Below are 16948 nucleotides of genomic sequence, written 5' to 3'. Positions count from 1 at the left end.
GGGCGCGGCGCGGGAGCGGCGCGGGCGCGGGAGCGGGCGCGGCGCGGGCGCGGGAGCGGGCGCGGCGCGGGTGCGGGTGCGGGTGCGCGGACGAAGTGCGGCACGGCGAACCGTTGCCAGGCGAGAAGGTGCCACCCGACCAGAACGAGCGCGACGTGGAACGAACCACCGCAGTGCCGCCAACGGCCCGTTCGGCGCGTTGAACGCACTGAACGACCCGTTCAGTGCGTTCAAGTACCTCAACGGGCCGTTCAGTGCACTCCACATGGCGCGCGCGCCGGGGGCGTGGGCGTGGGCGTACCCAATGCGGCATTGGTTACGTCTGGCGAAACAAATGCCACATTGGGTACGTCGCGGCGACCTCGACGCCTGCGCGGACGATCCGCGAGCCCCTGTACTCGGCGAGGGGTTCGCCAGTCTTCAAGACCAGCGAACCCCCTTCGCTGAGGTCTTCAACGACGGCAAACCTTCGGCCACCCCGAAGTAGGGAGTGGTTAGCGGTGATCGACAGCGGGGTTTGTGGGTCTTGAAGACGCGCTAACCCCCGGGTCGATGCGAACGGCCGGTTTGGTGCGTTGAGCGCACTGAACGGGTCGTTCAGTGCGCTCAGGGACCTCAACGGGTCGTTTGGTGCGTTCCCGACGTTAAGTGCGGGGGGCGGGGGCGGTGGAGCCGCGGACGACGAGTTCGGGTTCGTAGAGGAGTTCCTCGGCGGCGACCTCGGCTCCGTTGATCTGGACGGTGAGCAGGTCGACGGCGGCGCGGCCCATGGCCTCGATGGGTTGGCGGATGGTGGTGAGCGGCGGGTCGGTGCAGTTCATGAAGGCGGAGTCGTCGTAGCCGATGACGGAGAGCTCGTGCGGAACGGCGAGGCCGCGGCGGCGAGCGGCGCGGACGGTGCCGAGGGCGAGGGGGTCGCTGGCGCAGACGATGCCGGTGACGCCGCGTTCGATCAGGCGGGACGCCGCCGCTTGGCCGCCTTCGAGGGAGAACATGGCGTGACCGACCCATTCGGCGGGGACGTCGAGGCCGGTGCGGGAGGCGGCGGCGGTGAACGCGGCGAGCTTGCGGCGGGAGGGGACGTGATCAGGCGGGCCGAGGACCATGCCGACGCGGGAGTGGCCGAGCGAGGTGAGGTGGGTGAGCGCCTGCTCGGCGGCGACGGCGTCGTCGCAGGAGACGCGGGGGAACCCGAGGTCCTCGACGGCGGCGTTGACCAGAACGGTCGGCAGGTTGCGCTCGGTGAGCAGGTGGTAGTGCTCGTGCGAGGCGTCGGCTGAGGCGTAGGCGCCGCCGGCGAAGAGCACGCCGGAAACCTGTTGGGCCAGCAGCAGTTCGACGTAGTCGGCCTCGGAGACCCCGCCCGCGGTGCGGGTGCAGAGCACGGGGGTGAAGCCCTGCTGCGCGAGCGCGTTGCCCATGATCTCGGCGAAGGCGGGGAAGATCGGGTTCTGGAGTTCGGGCAGCACGAGGCCGACGAGTCGCGCGCGTTCGCCGCGCAGCTGGGTGGGGCGCTCGTAGCCGAGCACGTCGAGCGCGGTCAGCACGGCGGCGCGAGTGGAGGAGGAGACGCCGGGTTTGCCGTTGAGCACGCGGCTCACGGTCGCCTCGCTCACCCCGACCTTGCGGGCCACCTCGGCCAGTCGTCGCGTCATGCCGCCATGGTGACGCAAGTTCCTGCAAGTCGGCCACATTTCTTGCACGCGCTTGCGGTTGCTGCGTTCGGCGTAAGCCGCCCCCTGAGGTGGGTGTCGGCCGAAAGCAGGGTTGCCGGGGTCAAAAGGATGACAGCGTCTGGACTCGGCGCGTCCCGGTTTGTTCAGATTCCAGACCGGGAATTCCAAGCCCCGGGACGACCTACCCGAACGGCCTACCACCTCAATATCGAGCGCCCGTTACCTGATGTGAGCATGCTCGCCGCGAGCCGACATCAATGCAGGTCAAGAGTGTATAAGGAATTTTTCTAAGGTTTCGGGCTCTAGGATGAGGAGAGTCTTCGGTCCACTGACCGAATCCCTTATCCACTTCTCTTCCTTCCCGCGCGGGCGCGTTCGAGTGCGCTCACCGGGAATCGAGTGCTGCCCGAAGGAGACGCGTTGACACCCGTTTTCGACCGTGCCCGCGTCGAGGACATCGACGAGCTGCTGCGGCTCTACCGACGGGTGTACGGCGCCGCCTACGCGCTGCCCCTCGGCACCGAGCCCGCCGTCATGGCCAGGGAGATCGGCTCGGAGCTGACCACCTGGCTGGTCGCCCGCGACGAGCGCGGTGAGCTGATCGCCTCGATCGTCGGCAACGTGGACCCGGTCGACCGGCTCGGCAAGATGCAGGGCCTGGTGGTGGACCCGGCCTGTCGCGGCGGGGGTATCGCTCAGCACGCGGTCAGCTCGATGAGCGACGAGATGCTCGCGGACGGCCGGATCGACTCCGTCTACGCCACGGCACGCACCACCTCGACCGCGCCGCAACGGATCTGCCTTCGGGCCGGGTTCCGCGCGCTGGGCTTCTTCCCCAACCTCCGCAAGGCCGCCAAGCACGAGACGATGGTCCTGCTGGCGCGCCACCGCGACGACGTGATCGAGCGCAGGCACCCGGTCGAGCGCGTCCCGGCCAGCCTCGGCCCGATGGTCGAGGCGCTCAACACGGTCGCGCGCATGCCGGTGCTGCCCGAACTGGTGCCGGACAAGGAAGTTCCCGCGCAGCAGGTGCCCTCCCCCGGCGTCGAGCTGATCAACGCGCCGGAGTTCGTGCAGCGCCGCTTCGGCGAGGTCGTGGAGCCGGACCGCGCGTTCTACCCGTTCCACAAGCCGAACATGCTGCTCGCGGCGGCCGACGGCTCCTACGAGGTGTACACGCACCTGAGCATCAGCGACGGCTACTGCACGCTGATCGGCGCCGCGCCGAACCCGATGGCCGTCGACCCGCACATGGACCAGCTGATCGGCCAGCTCGGCAACTTCGGCGCCTTCTACGTGGAGACGCTTGCCCCACTGGACGCCTTCGACGAGCTGTCCTCCTTGCTGGCGCACGGATTCCTCCCCGCAGCCGCCTATCCGGCCATGCGCAGGGACGGCGAGAAATTCCGTGACTACGTGGTGATGGCGCGGACCATGCAGCCGCTGGACTTCCGCGGCCTCGCCATCGACGCGGCGTTCCGGCCGTTCGTCGAGCAGTACATCGACCTCTGGAAGCAGAAGTACCTCAACACGATCGGGGTGTACCGGTGAGCAGCTACCTCGGACCGGTCACGGTGCCGAACCCCTCGGCACTCGCCGAGGTCCAACGCCTGTGCGATCTCGCGAAGCCCTACGACGTCGGCCCGGACGCCGACGCGCTGTTCGTCTCCGCGATGAACGAGTCCAACCGCTGGCACGCCGAGCGCTCACCGTTCTTCAGAAGCCTCTGGGGTGCAAGGGAACCGCTGGAGTCCATTGAGGACATCGCGCGGCAGCCCTTCGTGCACGCGAACTTCTTCAAGATGCACGAGGTCGTCTCGATCCCGCGCGAGGACGTCAAGCTGCACGTGACCTCCTCCGGCACGACCGGCCAGAAGTCGCAGATGTTCTTCGACGACTGGACGTTGCGCTCGGGTCAGCGCATGGTCGCGCGGATCTTCGAGCACTACGGCTGGATCGACCCGAGCCGCCCGGTGGACTACCTGATCTACACCTACCAGCCGAAGCCCGGCGTGAACCTCGGCGCCTCCTTCACCGACCACTACCTGTGCGACTTCGCTCCGGTGCGGCGGGTGGAGTACGGCCTGCCCAGCACCGGAACCGGCCACGAGTTCGACGCTTTCGGTGCTGTGCGGGCGCTTCTGCGCTCGGCGGAGGACGGCGTGCCGGTGCGGATCTTCGGGTTCCCGGCATTCCTGTCCTTCACCCTGGACCGCATGCGCGCGCTCGGCCTGCCGCCGGTGAAGCTCTCCGACGACTCGCTGGTGCTCTTCGGCGGCGGCTGGAAGGGCAACGCGGACAAGCAGATCAGCAAGCGTGAGCTGTACGCGAAGATCACCGACCAGCTCGGCATCCCGGACGAGCGCGTCCGCGACGGCTTCGGCTCGGTCGAGCACTCCGTGCCCTACATCGAGTGCGCGCGGCACAACATGCACGTGCCGGTGTGGTCGCGGGTGCTGATCCGCGACGTGCGCACGCTGGAGCCGGTGCCGCACGGGGAACCCGGCTACCTCCAGTTCGTCTCGCCGTTCATCACCTCCGCGCCCGCGCAGAGCGTGCTCATGGGCGATCTCGCGACGCTGCACACCCCGGCCGAGTGCGGCTGCGGCCTGGACACGCCGTGGTTCGAGATCCGCGGCCGTGCCGGGCTGAGCCGCAACAAGAGCTGCGCCATCGCCGCCGCCGAACTCCTGAAGGACAAGTCGTGAACCAACACTACTGGCAGGGCGAGTGGGTCGAGGACGCCGAAGCCGACCGCCGATTGTCCACTTTGGAGGAAGCGACGCAGGCGGTCCTGAGCAAGGAGCCGCTGAGCCCGCTGATCGTGATGGCGGCGGCTGAGCGCGTCGTTGAGCACCTCCAGAACCCGGAAAGCCCTGTGCGCCAACGGCTCGCACAGCGGTTGGTGGACTGGAACGTGCCGTCGGAGGAGATCGAGCAGACGTTGGGCGGGCTCTCCGGGGCGCTGGCTCGGCCGACGATCGAGAAGAAGGTCGTGCGCGAGCTGGGCAGCGTCGACCCGAACCGCCTGGCGCGCTTCGACTTCCGCAAGCAGGTCTTCGAGGCGTGGGTCCCGGTCGGCCTGCTCGCGCACATCGCGCCGGGCAACGCACCCGCGGCCGGAGCGCTGAGCTGCCTGGAGGGCCTGCTCTCCGGCAACCTCAACGTGGTCAAGACCAGCGGTGACGATTCGCGCTTCACCGCCGAGCTGCTCTCCGCGCTGGCCGAGGCCGACCCGACCGGGCAGATCGCGGAGCGCGTGATCGTGCTGCACTACTCCTCCAGCCGCCGCGAGTGGCTGGAGCGGATGTGCGCCCCGGCCGACGCGGTCGCGGCGTGGGGCGGCGAGGAGGCCCTTGCTGGCGTCGCGTCGGTGCTGCGCCCGGGATGCCGCTTGGTCGACTGGGGCCCGAAGCTCTCCTTCGCCTACTTGACAAGCGATTCCTGGGCGGACGAAGAAACCCTGCGCGCGGTTGCTGCGGACGTCTGCGCGATGGACCAGCAGGCGTGTTCGAGCCCGCAGGTGGTCTACCTGGACACCGACGACGACGCCGAAGTCTTCGCGTTCGCCGAGCGCTTCGCCGCCGTGCTGGACGACGTGGTGTCCACTGTGGAGCGTCGCGAGCCCAGCGATCCGGAGTGGGCGGAGATCACCAACACCGTGCTCGTCACGGAGCTTGAGCAGCACCTCGGCCTCACGAAGGTCCACAAGGCCGAAGACGGAGCCTGGCGCGTGCTCGCGGACACGCGATCGGCGCTTCGCGCGTCACCGCTCTACCGCACGGTGTGGGTGAAGTCCTTGGCATGCAAGGAGATCGCCGCAGTGCTGCGCCCGATGCGGCGCTACCTCCAGACGGTCGGGCTCGGCGCGAACCGCCAGGACACCGCAGTGCTCACACGAGGCCTGATCGCGGCGGGCGTGCAGCGCGTGACCGTGCCCGGCGCGATGCTCGGCAGCTACGACGGCGAGCCGCACGACGGCGTGTACGCGTTGCAGCGCTACAGCCGCCGCGTGGATGTGCAGCTCGACGAGCGGTTCGACCGCGATGCGTGCCTCGACGACCTCGTCAGCGCGCGGCAACTACCGCCGCCGACCGTCGAGGTCACCACGAAGGCACACTTCGACCAGCTTCAGGACGACCTCAGCCGCGCGGAGGTGTTCTTCCGCAGCGGCGGCACGAGCGGCGCGCCGAAGCTGTCCGCGTTCAGCTGGGCCGACTACGACGAGCACATGCGCCACGGCGCCGAGGGCATGATCGCGGCGGGGTTCGACCCGCGCACCGATCGCACGATGAACCTGTTCTTCGGCGGCCAGCTCTATGGCGGTTTCCCGAGCTTCTTCTCCGTGCTGGAGCGCCTTGAGGCCGTGCAGTACCCCATGGCGGGCCAGCAGAACGAGCACGAGATGGTCGCTAAGTCCATTGTGGACAACCGGGTGGACACGCTGCTCGGGATGCCGAGCTACCTGCTGCGGCTGTTCGACGAGGCGGGCGAGACGCTGCGCGCCTACCGGGGCGTCCGCAAGATCTTCTACGGCGGGGAGCACTTCAGCGAGCAGCAGAAGCGGTGGTTCGCCGAGGAGTTCGGCGTCGAGCTGATCCGCTCCGCCGCGTACGGCAGCGTGGACGGCGGCCCGCTGGGCTACCAGTGCCTGGAGTCGCCGTCGCGGGTGCACCACCTCTTCGCGGGCATCCAGACCCTGGAGATCCTGGATCAGGAGGAGGACCGCCCAGCTGCCCCTGGCGAGACCGGGCGGCTGGTCTTCACCGCGCACACGCGGCGCGGGCAACGGTTGGACCGCTACGAGATCGGCGACCTCGGTCGCTGGCTCGACGAGGATTGTCCTTGTGGCAGAAGGACTCCACGCTTCGAGCTGCTCGGAAGGGCCGGTGACGTGTTCCGCGCGGGCGGGCACTTCCTCAACTACCGCAGGTTCGTCGCGGCGGCGGGTGAGGCCTTCGACTACACCGGCGAACTCCAGATCGTGCTGGACGAGATCGGTGACCAGGAGCGGCTGACGATCCGGATGGACCGCGAGCGGGCGCCCGCCGACACCGACAAGGTGTGGACGGAGTTCGTGCAGCGCTACCCCGACCTGGAGACCTCAGCCGTGCGGGACCGGTTGGTGTCACTGCACGTCGAGCTGGTCGGCGCCGAGGACTTCAAGCGCACCAACACCAGCGGAAAACTCGTTGCCGTCGTGGACAGCCGGGAGCGCAACAGTGCTTGATCAGCTCATCAAACTCGTCCGTCACAGTTCGCCCTTCTACGCGGAGCTGTACAAGGACCTGCCGGACGCGCCAGCACTCGAAGCACTTCCAGTGGTGGAGCACGCCGCGTACTGGGCCGCGAACACCTTGCAGGACAACAAGCTTCGCGCAGGCGAGCACGTCGGCGGGATCATCTTCAAGAGCGGCGGCACCACGAGCGCGCCCAAGGTCTCGGTGTACACGCGCGCTGAGTGGCGGGAAATGAGCGAGACCTTCTCCAAGGGGCTCGTAGCCGCCGGGCTGCGCGAGGGCGACCGTGTCGCGAACCTGTTCTACGCGGGCGAGCTGTACTCCAGTTTTATCTTCACCCTCAACGCGTTGCAGGACGCGCCGGTGGACACCGTGCAGCTGCCGATCGCGGGCTCCGCGACGCAGGAGTTCGTCACCAACGCACTGCTGGAGTTCGACGCGACGGTGCTCACCGCGCCGCCCACCTCGCTCTGCCAGCTCGCCCAGCACGTGATCGACACCGTCGGCTCGCTGCCGCTGATCCACCTGGTGCTCTTCAGCGGCGAGGCGTTCTACGGCGATCAACGCGAGCTGCTGGCGTCTGCGTTCCCCAACGCGTCTGTGCGCTCCATCGGCTACGCGAGCGTGGATGGCGGCATCATCGGAGCGCCCGTGCACGGCGAGGACGACGCGCGCGTCCACCAGGTCTATCCCGGCCGGATCATGGAAATCCTGGACGAGGACACCGGAAACCCGATCGAGGAGCCCGGTCGCGCGGGGCGGATCGTCGTCACCGACCTGGTCCGGACGCTCCAGCCGGTGCTGCGCTACCCGGTCGGCGACCGCGCCGAGTGGGTGGACTTCGAGGCTCGGACCTTCCGTCTGCTCGGCCGCTCCGGCGAGGGCGCGCGCGTCGGCCCGGTGACGCTGTACTTGGACGACCTGCTGGAGATCGTGCGCGATTCGGCTAGCGGGCAAGGGATCACGGGCGGCCAGGTCGTCCTTCGCCGTCACCAGGCCAAGGACCAGCTCGTGCTGCGGCTGTCCGGAGACGTGACGGGCACCGACGAGCTGACCGAGGCGATCGTGAAGCGGCTCGACGAGACCCGGCCGATGTTCGCCGACCACGTGGCGCGCGGGCTGATCCAGCCGCTCGCCGTCGAATGGGTCGGCACCACCGAGCTGACCACCAACCCGCGCACGGGCAAGCTCGTGCGCCTGATCGACGAGCGTGGCGCGTGACGACACCAACCCGGCAGAAGCCGCTTCTGTTGCGCAACAAGAACTTCGCGCTGGTCTGGATCGGCCAGGTGCTCAGCCAGGGCGGCACCCGGATCTACCAGATCGCGCTGCTGTGGTGGCTGCTCGGCCAGCTGCCGGAGAACGTGCGCGGCGTCGCCTCCGGCGCGTTCCTGGTGATGGGCGCGCTGCCCCCGCTGATCCTGATGCGCCACATCGGCAAGCTCATTGACCGGATGCCGAGCCGCAAGGTGATGCTCCGCGCCGAGCTGACCGCCTGCGCCGTGGTCACCGTGCTCGCCGTTTTCGCTTGGCAGGACGCCGTTCCGGTGTGGTCGGTGTACGTGGTGGCACTGATCGTCGCGGTGTGCCAGGCGTTCTTCGACCCGTGCCTGCTCAAGGCGATGCCGGAACTGGTGGAGGGCAAGGACGTCGAACGCGCGGTCGGCTTCGGCACCTCCACGCAGTCCGTGGCGAACTTCGCCGGAGCCGCTTTCGGCGCGGTCCTGCTGGCCACGGTCGGCTTCACCGGCGCGGTCGTGATCAACGCGGCGACCTACGCGGTGGCCGCGGCGTGCCTGTACTTCGCGCGCTTCACCCCGCTGCCCGCCTCGCCGCCCCCGACCCCTGGCGAAGAGGCCCCGCAGGAGCACAAGAGCACGTGGAAGTTCCTGGGTTCCATGCCTTCGGTGCGCCCGCTGCTGGTGTGCTTCGCGGCGGCGAACTTCTTCTCGGCGCCGACGCTGCTGGTGCTGCCGCTCTACACGAAGCTCGTGCTGGAGCAGGAGGCCGGGACGCTCGCGATCCTGGAAGCCGCGTTGTGGCTGGGCCTGCTGCTCGGCGCCTTCAGCGCGGCGAACATCCCGACGGCCGGCCGCACGGTGCGCTTCGGAGCGCTGTGCATCGCCGCGTTCGGGATCTTCCTGGCGATCCCGGGTCTGGTCGCGAACACGGTGATCTACGCGGTGGTGCTCGCGCTCGCCGGGCTCTGCCTGGGCGTGTCGAACGTGAAGTTCACGACGCTGTTCCAGATGGCGGTGCCGAACGAGGTCAAGGGCCGGTTCTTCGCGGCGCTCCAGGCTGCGATCAGCTCGACGTTCCCGGTCGCGTTCCTGGCCTTCGGCGCGTTCGGCGACGCGATCGGCCCGCAGCTGTTGCCCCTTGTCCAGGGGGCAGGGCTGCTGGTGTTCGCGCTGGTCCTGGCCCGGGTACCAGAACCCAGGTGAGCGATTCGGCGTACAGGAGGACCTCCGAACGGGCAGTATCACCGGCGTGAAGCTTGGTGTACTGGGGATCGCGGTCGCGCTGGCGGGGGCTGGGTTGGTCCCCGCCGCCGCGCCCGCCAAGGCAGCAGCAGTCGAGCCGTGCACGCGCGTCTCGACCGGCCCGGCACAGGTCGTCGTCGACAACGCGACACGGCTGAGGCTCGGGCTCAAGGGCTGGCCGGACACAGCCTTCGGCGTGCTGCCGGAGGGCAACGGCACCTACAAGTTCCTGTCGACGGCCGCGCTGGCGAACTCGGGTGGGCAGGCGCAGAGCGTCGCGGTCACGCGCGGCACGCTCGACAACCCCGTCGCGGGCGGCGTGGTCAGCATGAAGCCGGTGGTCGGGCTCGCGCCGCCCTACCAGTACGCAGGCGGCGGGCCGGTGTACCGCGACCCGGGCAGCGGCCTTGTCCTGCACGTGCTGCACCTGGAGCGCCAGCTGAGCCCGCAGCACCACTTCTACTCCGATCTGCATCTCGGCCTGCACGACCCGGCGTCGGGCGTGACCACGCTGCTCGGCGAGATCGTCGCGCCCGACATGGACTTCGCCACCGCCGACCAGCACGACCTGACCGCCGACATCGGCACGTCCTCGCTGGTGGCGCGTGACGGCTACCTGCACGTGTACTTCCCGGACTACTCCTTCGACAACGGCGTCTACAAGGCGAGCGGCCTGTCCGTCGCGCGTGCTCCGCTGGCCGAGGTCATCGACGCGGCAAAGCGGAAAACCGTGACCCCGTGGGCGAAGTACCACAACGGCGCGTGGAACTCCCCCGGTAAGAACGGCCCGTCGACGTCGCTGCGCGAAGCGGTCGGGCCATGGCACCCCAACGTCGTGCGCACCACGCGCGGCGGCACGATCATGGTGGCGGGCAACAGCATCACGGAGTTCGACTTCTCGCACTCCGCGAACGGCATGACCGGTTGGACACCGCCGCAGCAGCTGTTCCGCGACCCCGAGCGCGGCAACGCCTACCCCACGGTCGTCGGGCTCGGCCCCGATCCTTCGGTGGTGGACGACAAGTTCTACGTCTATTACATGCAGTGGGCCAAGGTGGGCGACTGGGCCGACGCCGTGGTGGTGCGGCGCCTGATCACCTGCGTGGGCGGTCGCACGGCCGGGCAGAGCACGCTGGCCGGCTACTCCAACGGCACGCAGCACCGGACCACAACGGCTGTTGAGCGCACGACCGGTTTCGCCCCTGTGGAAGGAAAACTGTGGGGTCTGGCCGATGCTCCGGCCGAGGGGACCACGGGAATCTACAGCTGTCTCAACGGAAACACCGACCAGTTCCTGTCGAAGGACCCGGGCTGCGAGGGCAAGCAGAACTCGATCCTGCACACCGAGGGCTGGCTGTACAACACGCCGCCCACCGCTCCGTCGACGCCGTTATACCGTTGCCGTGCAGGCGGTTCGCACTACACGGCGACCACTGAAGCCTGTGACGGCAAGGCTGGCGCGGTCTCGGACGGCCTGCTCGGGTACGCGCTGACCACGTCCAAGCGCGCGTTCTCCCGCTTCTACGACGGCCGCGAGCACTGGGACACCAGCGGCGCGGTCACTGCGGGCTACTCGCTGGAACACCGGTACTTCCTGGAAAGCTCGGCCAAGCCCGGCACGGTGCCGCTCTACGGCTGCTCCTACACGAGCACCAAGGGGCTCAACCACTTCACGTCGCTGCGCGAGGACTGCGAGGGGCAGACGAAGCACCGTGTCGAGGGGTGGATCTACACGGCCAAGCCCTCATCGCCCTCCGTCGAGCTGCACCGGTGCTACTGGAAGGACCAGGACGACCACTTCCTGTCACCGTTCCGCAACTGCGAGAACGTGCCCAATCACGTCTACGAGAGCCAGTTCGGCTTCGCGCTCACCAGCTGAGCCCTCTCGCGCTGGACCCACTGCTGCGCCCCTGCCGTGAACTGGCGGAGGCGGTCTATGTGCCGGAGCAAGCGCTCGCCGTCGGCCAGGCCCATGCCGAGTTCGACGGCGAGCGCGGGCACCTCGGTGATCGCCAGGTTCTCGAAGCGGCGCAAGCGTTCCGTGCCGAGGTTGTTCAGCACCTCGCCCGCGCGCTGCGACGAACAGCCCAGGAACCGCGCGTACACGTTGACGCCGTTGTTGATCTTGGCCGCGAGGCTCACGTCCTCCTCGTAGCTCCACGCGTCCCACTGGAGCCCCAGCGTCTCGGAGAACGCGTCCAGCAGCGCGCGCATCGGCCACGTCGCGAAGACCTGCTGCGGCAGCTCGCCGTCGATCAGGTGCCGGATCAGGTCGTGCGCCCAGTGCGCGCCAACGGTCCGCGTGCGAGTCGCCAGATAGCTGCTCGGGTCAGGCACGCGGTTCTGGCAGAGGTTGGACAGCTCTTCGACGTGCGCGTCCGCGTAGCCCTGGAGGTTGCGGCGCAAGCGCTCACGCAGCTCGTCGGGCATCGTGCGCGTGGTGCGGGGCCACAGGTCCGCCAAGCCCCGCTCCACGGCGTTGCCCGGCGTCAGCGACTCCGTCGTCATGCACGCGCCCAGTCGGCGGGCGAGCAGCTTGGCCGCGCCGACATCCCGCGTCCGCCGGAACTCGCCGAAGTGCTCGACCAGCGCGAAGCCCCAGATGTGCCACTCGCTGAGCAGGAACAACGCGGGCTCGGCGGCTTCGGGGTGGGTGTGCCCCGCGTAGGTGGCCGCGCCCAGGTCCTGGATGTCGCGCTCGGTCCAGAGTGCTTTGAGCATGCCCGTCCTGCGTGCCCAGTCCGTCGCGTGCGCGGCCGCTTCCGACGTCCGGGGGTTGCTCCGCAGCGGGTACGGCCGGTACATCTCCGGTCGCCGATATGCCGACATGCCGCGCACCCCTTCCAACGGCGTCAGGACCTGCCGATCAAAGCGCAGTGCCACTGGGCCGGACACCGTGGCAAACGGGTGACACGTGCGGGAAATGCCGATCAGTCCATTAAGGACGGTGACGTGGTGGTTTCCGATCTGGTTTCACCCTGCCGACGCCGCGCGTTCAGTGCGCGGCCATCCGCTCCGGGTTCGGTGTCGCCATGAGACAGCTGAACCGCCGTGATCTCCTCCGCTCCGCCGCCGCAGCCGGGGCGCTCGGCACGGCCTGGCCGCTGAGCGAAGCTCTTTCCCCTGCTCAGGCCATGGCCGCCGCCGCAGACCTCGGCGCGTCCTTCGACGCCGCGCCGTTCACGCTCGGCGTGGCGTCAGGCGACCCGCTGCCGGACGGGGTCGTGCTGTGGACCCGCCTCGCCCCGGAACCGCTCTCGCTGACGCAGCCGCTCGCGGACTCCGTCGACGTGACCTGGGTGGTGGCGGAAGATCCTTTGTTCCTCCGAAAGATCGCGCGCGGCACGATCGCCGCGACGGCCGCGCACGGCCACAGCGTGCACGTTCCCGTGCGGGGCCTGCGACCGGGAAGGCGCTACTACTACCGCTTCTCCGCGCTGGGCAAGACCAGCCGCACCGGTCGCACGAAGACCGCTCCGATCGGGCCCGTCGCCAAAGTCCGCTTCGCGTCCGCGAACTGCCAGGCCTTCCACGACGGTTTCTACGCCGCGCACAGGGGAATCGCCGGAGAAGATCTCGATTTCGTTGTACATCTAGGGGATTACATCTATGAGCACGGCCAGGTCGGCGGTCAGCACGTCCGCGACCACGAAGGCCCCGAGGTGTTCACGCTGGCCGACTACCGGCGGCGGCACGCGCTCTACAAGGGAGACCCGTCGCTGCGCGCGATGCACGCGGCGCATCCCGTCTACCTGACCTGGGACGACCACGAGGTGGCCAACGACTACAGCGGTACCACCGCCAACGAGCCCTTCCGCAAGCGCCGCGCTGCCGCCTACCAGGCGTACTACGAGCACATGCCGCTGCGCGACGGCTCCGGCCCGCAGATCTACCAGACCAGGCGCTGGGGCGACCTGCTGGAGCTGGACGTGCTCGACCTGCGGCAATACCGGTCCGCGCAGAACCTGCCCGACGGCACGATCCTCGGCGCCGCGCAGAAGAGCTGGCTGAAGAACCGCGTCGACACCGCGGGCGACTCCTGGCACTGCTGGGTGAACTCGATCATGCTCAGCCAGCTGGCCAAGCCCGGCGGCGGCTACTACTTCACCGACCAGTGGGACGGCTTCCGCGCCGAGCGCAACGAGGTGCTGGGGCACGTGCACCGCAGCGGCATGCAGGACCTCGTGGTGATCACCGGCGACTGGCACTCCGCGTTCGTCGACGACGTGGTCCCGGACTTCGACGAGCCCGACGCGCCCGTGATCGGCACGGAGTTCACCGCGCACTCGATCACCTCCGGCGCGTACTCGCCGGAGTGGAACGCCGCGAACGGCCCGGTGATGGGCGGGGCGAACCCGCACCTGAAGTACTTCGAGGGCAACCGGTACGGCTACGACGTCTACGAGGTCACGCCGAGGCGCTGGAGCACGCACATGCGGGTGATCGAGGACCGACGCGACCCCTACTCGCCGGTACGCACGCTCACCACCTTCCACGTGGACCGCGGCCGCCCCGGCAGCCACGAGGACCGACGTGGTGCTTCGTCGCCCGCGCAGTACCGGCGTGGTGCGCCAAGTGGATGATTGCGCCCGGTCAGGCGGGTTTCACCCCTACGATTGATGCCACTGCCGCCTGCCCCGAGATTGTGAGTGGATCATGTCGTCTCCGCTGTCCCCCGACGCCGGTGGCCCCGGCCGGGCGCTCGCCCGGTTCATCGGCGGGCCGCTGGACGGGCGCGAGGACGCGATCCCGGTGGCCAGGGCGGTCGCGGGCAGCACGGTGACGCACACCTACCTGCACGGCGGGCCGAAGATCGAGACCCACTACCAGCTGCACCGCACCCCCGAGGGCGGCTGGGAGTACCGGCTCAAGCCCTGCAGCTAGTTCGCCTGGGTAACTATCCATCGCGTTTTCGATACAGACGCCCCGCACCGGCCCTCCAGGACCCTCTGGATCGGTGCGGGGTCACGTATTTCGGGCATAGGTGCGCCCGTCCGGTCTCCGACCGGTCACGAGACTGACCCGATCGGGTTGCTACCGGGCCCGCGCGGGCCGCCCCGGACCCCCTCCGGACGGGGGACGCCGGTCGTGTTTGAGCGCCGAAACAAGCTGCCCACCTGCGATAACGCGGATGTGTACAAATGTGTGATTTCGGTTTCCTGATGGGCCCTACATATCAGGGTTGTCTCTGCCGATTCCCTTTTCAGCTCGACGTACAACAGAATTCCGGCAGGCTTCTCCGGACAGTGGAGGCGGAAGCCGACAAGCACCGGAAAGGACCACAGGCACGCAGCGGCGTCAACGTGAATCCAAGACTCGCAAGTTCAGGTTTAGGTTCAGCTTCAGCTGTTCGACGGGGAGAGTTCGTGAAGCACTCCAAGGACCTCGGAACCCATCGCGCGCTGCCGCACGGCACCAGGGGGCTGCCGAGCGGGCGCGCCGACATCACGGTCGGCCGCTGGTACCTGGCGGCGGCGGAGGCCCATGAGGGCACCGACCGTGGGCGCTCGCTGCTACGCGCCGAACAGGCCGTGCAGAGTCTGGAAAACGCCCTGAACTCGTTGACCGACAACGACGAGTACGAGCTGGCGATCGTGATGCACGGCCTCGGCCGCGCGCACCGCGTGCTCGGCCAGCCCGAGATCGCCCGGCACTGCATGGAATTCGCCGACCGGTCACTGCACCGCTTCGGCATGTCCGTGGACCAGGTCGTGGCCGCCGCCGTGGACCCGCGCTCCGACGCGGTCCGCCGCCACCACGCCACCGCCTGACCCCACGCCGTCGCTTTCACCCTGAACGGGTCGTTCGGTGCCCCCAACGCACCAAACGACCCGTTCAGCTCCTTGAGCGCACCAAACGACCCGTTCAGCGCGCTCACCGCACCAAACCGGCCGTTGGTCACCCCACCGCGCCCTCCGCCCAACGCGCTGAATGACTCATTGAGGTACTCCACGGTCCCGAATGACTCATTGAGGTACTTGAGCTCCCTGAATGAGTCATTCAGGGAGCTCAGCGCACCGAACGCGGCATTCGCGGCGGGCGGACGTGGGGGCGAGCCGGGCGATCGGGCCTGGCGGAGGGCGACTTCGGGGCTAACGTGAGTCACGTTCACCTTGCGAGCTGGAGGTCGGGATGCGTCGCTGGAGCCTGTCGCTCACCCCTGGGTTGCTCACCGCAGTGCTGCTGAGCGTGCCGTTACCGGCTGCCGCATCAGCGGAGTCTCCGCCGGTGCGCGTGCTCACGCACAACGTCAAGTTCCTGCCGAAGATCGCCGCCCCGACGGACGCCCAGGACACCCGGGCCGGGCTCATCGCGGCGGCGAGCTACGTCAAGGGCTACGACGTGGTCGTGCTCAACGAGGTCTTCGACAACCCGGCGTCGGAGAAGCTCCTGCAAGGGCTGCGCGCGGAGTACCCGTACCAGACGCCGGTGGTCGGCCGGGGCGACGCGGGGTGGGACGGAACCTACGGCGATCCGCAGTTCGACCTGGAGGACGGCGGCGTCGCGATCGTCAGCAAGTACCCGATCACCACGCGCAACCAGTACGTCTTCACCAACGGCTGCGGCGCGGACGGCTTCTCCAGCAAGGGTTTCGCCCACGCGAAGATCACTGTGCGCGGGCTGGCGGTGAACGTGGTCGGCACGCACGTCCAAGCCGACGACAGCACGTGCCCGGCCGGGCGGGCGAAGCAGCTGCGCGCGGAGCAGTTCCGCGAGATCGACTCCTACCTGGACCAGCACGCCACCGGGACCACGATCATCGCGGGCGACCTCAACGTGCACCGCGACGGGCCGGAGTACGCGGACATGCTCCGCGACCTCGACGCGCTCGCACCGACGTCCTACGACGGCCCTCCGTCGTGGTCGCCGTCGCGGAACTCCATGGCGGGCGGCTCGGCCGAGGAGCACTTGGACTACGTGTTGCTCAGGCGCGGATCGGGGACGGCGTGGCGCAACGAGACGCTGCTGGTGAAGTCGCCGGAATGGAAGGTGCGGGTGCTCGGCGTGGTCGTGCGCACCGACGACGAGTACTCCGACCATTTCCCCGTCGCAGGCTCGGTCGGCTGAGACGGCTTTGAGATGACAGAACTACGCCTGCCGATCACGGTCGACCGCGACCGCGGCGTCCCGATCCACCGGCAGATCGCCGAGCAGCCGCCGTGTGCAGGCCTGCCGATCGTAGCCGTGGAGGATCCGGCGCCGTGGCCGCTGCGCGCGTTCGCCGGAGCGCTCGGTCCGATGGCCCGGCCGGTGCCAGTGTGGCCGGACGGCCTGTGGCTGGACCTGCCGTCCAGGGCTCGCCTCGTGGTCACCTCGCCCGACGGGCACGACCCGCTCGGCACGCGTCATGCGCACCGCGATCTCCTTGCCGGCCAAGGCGATCGCCGACGTGCCGCCCATGCTCAGCCGCGCGGGCTAGTTCCGGAGTTCCCAGGCCGCGCTCAACGCGTCGTCACCCCAGTCGCACCTGGCTCTGCTGAAGTCCGAGCCCGGATTCATCCAGTTGCCGAAGCGGTCGTAGTTGAACCAGAGCGGGCCGTCGCAGTTG

Annotated in this window: 14 protein-coding genes; 11 read left to right on the top strand and 3 right to left on the bottom strand. The window is 68.8% G+C overall.

Translation table 11 applies throughout. From position 1 onward, the window contains the following. A partial coding sequence (locus ABD798_RS36775; protein WP_344886195.1) for a hypothetical protein occupies window positions 1-203 on the top strand: 203 nt, incomplete at its 5' end. 441 nt (window positions 204-644) lie between these two features. On the opposite strand, the gene ABD798_RS36770 is transcribed toward ABD798_RS36775, so the two are convergent. After that, window positions 645-1694 (bottom strand): LacI family DNA-binding transcriptional regulator, encoded by a 1050-nt coding sequence (locus ABD798_RS36770; protein ID WP_344886192.1) that lies wholly within the window; start codon window positions 1692-1694, stop codon window positions 645-647. 402 nt (window positions 1695-2096) lie between these two features. On the opposite strand from ABD798_RS36770, the gene ABD798_RS36765 reads away from it, so the two are divergent. Genes ABD798_RS36765 through ABD798_RS36740 form a run of 6 tightly spaced genes read left to right on the top strand, consistent with a single transcriptional unit; the run spans window position 2097 to window position 11278 of the window. Then, complete coding sequence (locus tag ABD798_RS36765) at window positions 2097-3227, top strand: GNAT family N-acetyltransferase (RefSeq protein WP_344886189.1); 1131 nt, start codon at window positions 2097-2099, stop codon at window positions 3225-3227. Then, window positions 3224-4384, top strand: coding sequence for a LuxE/PaaK family acyltransferase (locus ABD798_RS36760; protein ID WP_344886186.1), 1161 nt, complete (start codon window positions 3224-3226; stop codon window positions 4382-4384). Before ABD798_RS36765 ends, ABD798_RS36760 begins: the two co-directional genes overlap by 4 nt. Further along, window positions 4381-6906, top strand: coding sequence for an acyl-CoA reductase (locus tag ABD798_RS36755; protein WP_344886183.1), 2526 nt, complete (start codon window positions 4381-4383; stop codon window positions 6904-6906). Before ABD798_RS36760 ends, ABD798_RS36755 begins: the two co-directional genes overlap by 4 nt. Continuing rightward, a complete protein-coding gene (locus ABD798_RS36750; RefSeq protein ID WP_344886180.1) occupies window positions 6899-8137 on the top strand; it encodes a phenylacetate--CoA ligase family protein in 1239 nt (412 codons plus the stop codon). The genes ABD798_RS36755 and ABD798_RS36750 overlap by 8 nt, the downstream gene beginning before the upstream one ends. Next, window positions 8134-9360: an MFS transporter gene (locus tag ABD798_RS36745; protein ID WP_344886177.1), complete on the top strand. Its 1227-nt coding sequence runs from the start codon at window positions 8134-8136 to the stop codon at window positions 9358-9360. The genes ABD798_RS36750 and ABD798_RS36745 overlap by 4 nt, the downstream gene beginning before the upstream one ends. A 46-nt stretch (window positions 9361-9406) precedes the next feature. Continuing rightward, complete coding sequence (locus ABD798_RS36740) at window positions 9407-11278, top strand: hypothetical protein (protein WP_344886174.1); 1872 nt, start codon at window positions 9407-9409, stop codon at window positions 11276-11278. Here the strand turns inward: ABD798_RS36740 and ABD798_RS36735 are convergent. Further along, window positions 11242-12282 carry a terpene synthase family protein gene (locus tag ABD798_RS36735; protein ID WP_344886171.1) on the bottom strand — a complete coding sequence of 347 codons (1041 nt, stop codon included), beginning with the start codon at window positions 12280-12282 and terminating at the stop codon, window positions 11242-11244. The genes ABD798_RS36740 and ABD798_RS36735 overlap by 37 nt on opposite strands. Before the next feature lie 149 nt (window positions 12283-12431). Between ABD798_RS36735 and ABD798_RS36730 the strand changes: the two genes are divergently transcribed. The 4 genes from ABD798_RS36730 to ABD798_RS36715 all read left to right on the top strand — a co-directional run bounded on the left by ABD798_RS36730 (window position 12432) and on the right by ABD798_RS36715 (window position 16467). Continuing rightward, window positions 12432-13982, top strand: a complete 1551-nt coding sequence (locus ABD798_RS36730; protein WP_344886168.1) for an alkaline phosphatase D family protein — start codon at window positions 12432-12434, stop codon at window positions 13980-13982. A 73-nt stretch (window positions 13983-14055) separates the two neighbouring features. Continuing rightward, on the top strand, window positions 14056-14283 hold the full coding sequence (locus ABD798_RS36725; RefSeq protein WP_086825570.1) for a hypothetical protein: 228 nt from the start codon (window positions 14056-14058) through the stop codon (window positions 14281-14283). A gap of 482 nt (window positions 14284-14765) precedes the next feature. Continuing rightward, window positions 14766-15170, top strand: coding sequence for a hypothetical protein (locus ABD798_RS36720; RefSeq protein ID WP_344886164.1), 405 nt, complete (start codon window positions 14766-14768; stop codon window positions 15168-15170). 361 nt (window positions 15171-15531) lie between these two features. After that, window positions 15532-16467, top strand: coding sequence for an endonuclease/exonuclease/phosphatase family protein (locus tag ABD798_RS36715; protein WP_344886161.1), 936 nt, complete (start codon window positions 15532-15534; stop codon window positions 16465-16467). 21 nt (window positions 16468-16488) lie between these two features. On the opposite strand, the gene ABD798_RS36710 is transcribed toward ABD798_RS36715, so the two are convergent. After that, window positions 16489-16755 carry a hypothetical protein gene (locus ABD798_RS36710; protein WP_344886158.1) on the bottom strand — a complete coding sequence of 89 codons (267 nt, stop codon included), beginning with the start codon at window positions 16753-16755 and terminating at the stop codon, window positions 16489-16491. Window positions 16756-16948 lie beyond the last annotated feature (193 nt).

The organism is Allokutzneria multivorans (assembly GCF_039537405.1).
GTDB lineage: Bacteria > Actinomycetota > Actinomycetes > Mycobacteriales > Pseudonocardiaceae > Allokutzneria > Allokutzneria multivorans.
This window is presented reverse-complemented; position numbering and strand designations above follow the sequence as displayed.

Bases quoted from the DNA above. Each gene is read 5' to 3' on its own strand.
- ABD798_RS36770 (WP_344886192.1), bottom strand. From the start codon at position 1,694: ATGTGGCCGACTTGCAGGAACTTGCGTCACCATGGCGGCATGACGCGA.
- ABD798_RS36730 (WP_344886168.1), top strand. From the start codon at position 12,432: ATGAGACAGCTGAACCGCCGTGATCTCCTCCGCTCCGCCGCCGCAGCC.
- ABD798_RS36725 (WP_086825570.1), top strand. From the start codon at position 14,056: ATGTCGTCTCCGCTGTCCCCCGACGCCGGTGGCCCCGGCCGGGCGCTC.
- ABD798_RS36715 (WP_344886161.1), top strand. From the start codon at position 15,532: ATGCGTCGCTGGAGCCTGTCGCTCACCCCTGGGTTGCTCACCGCAGTG.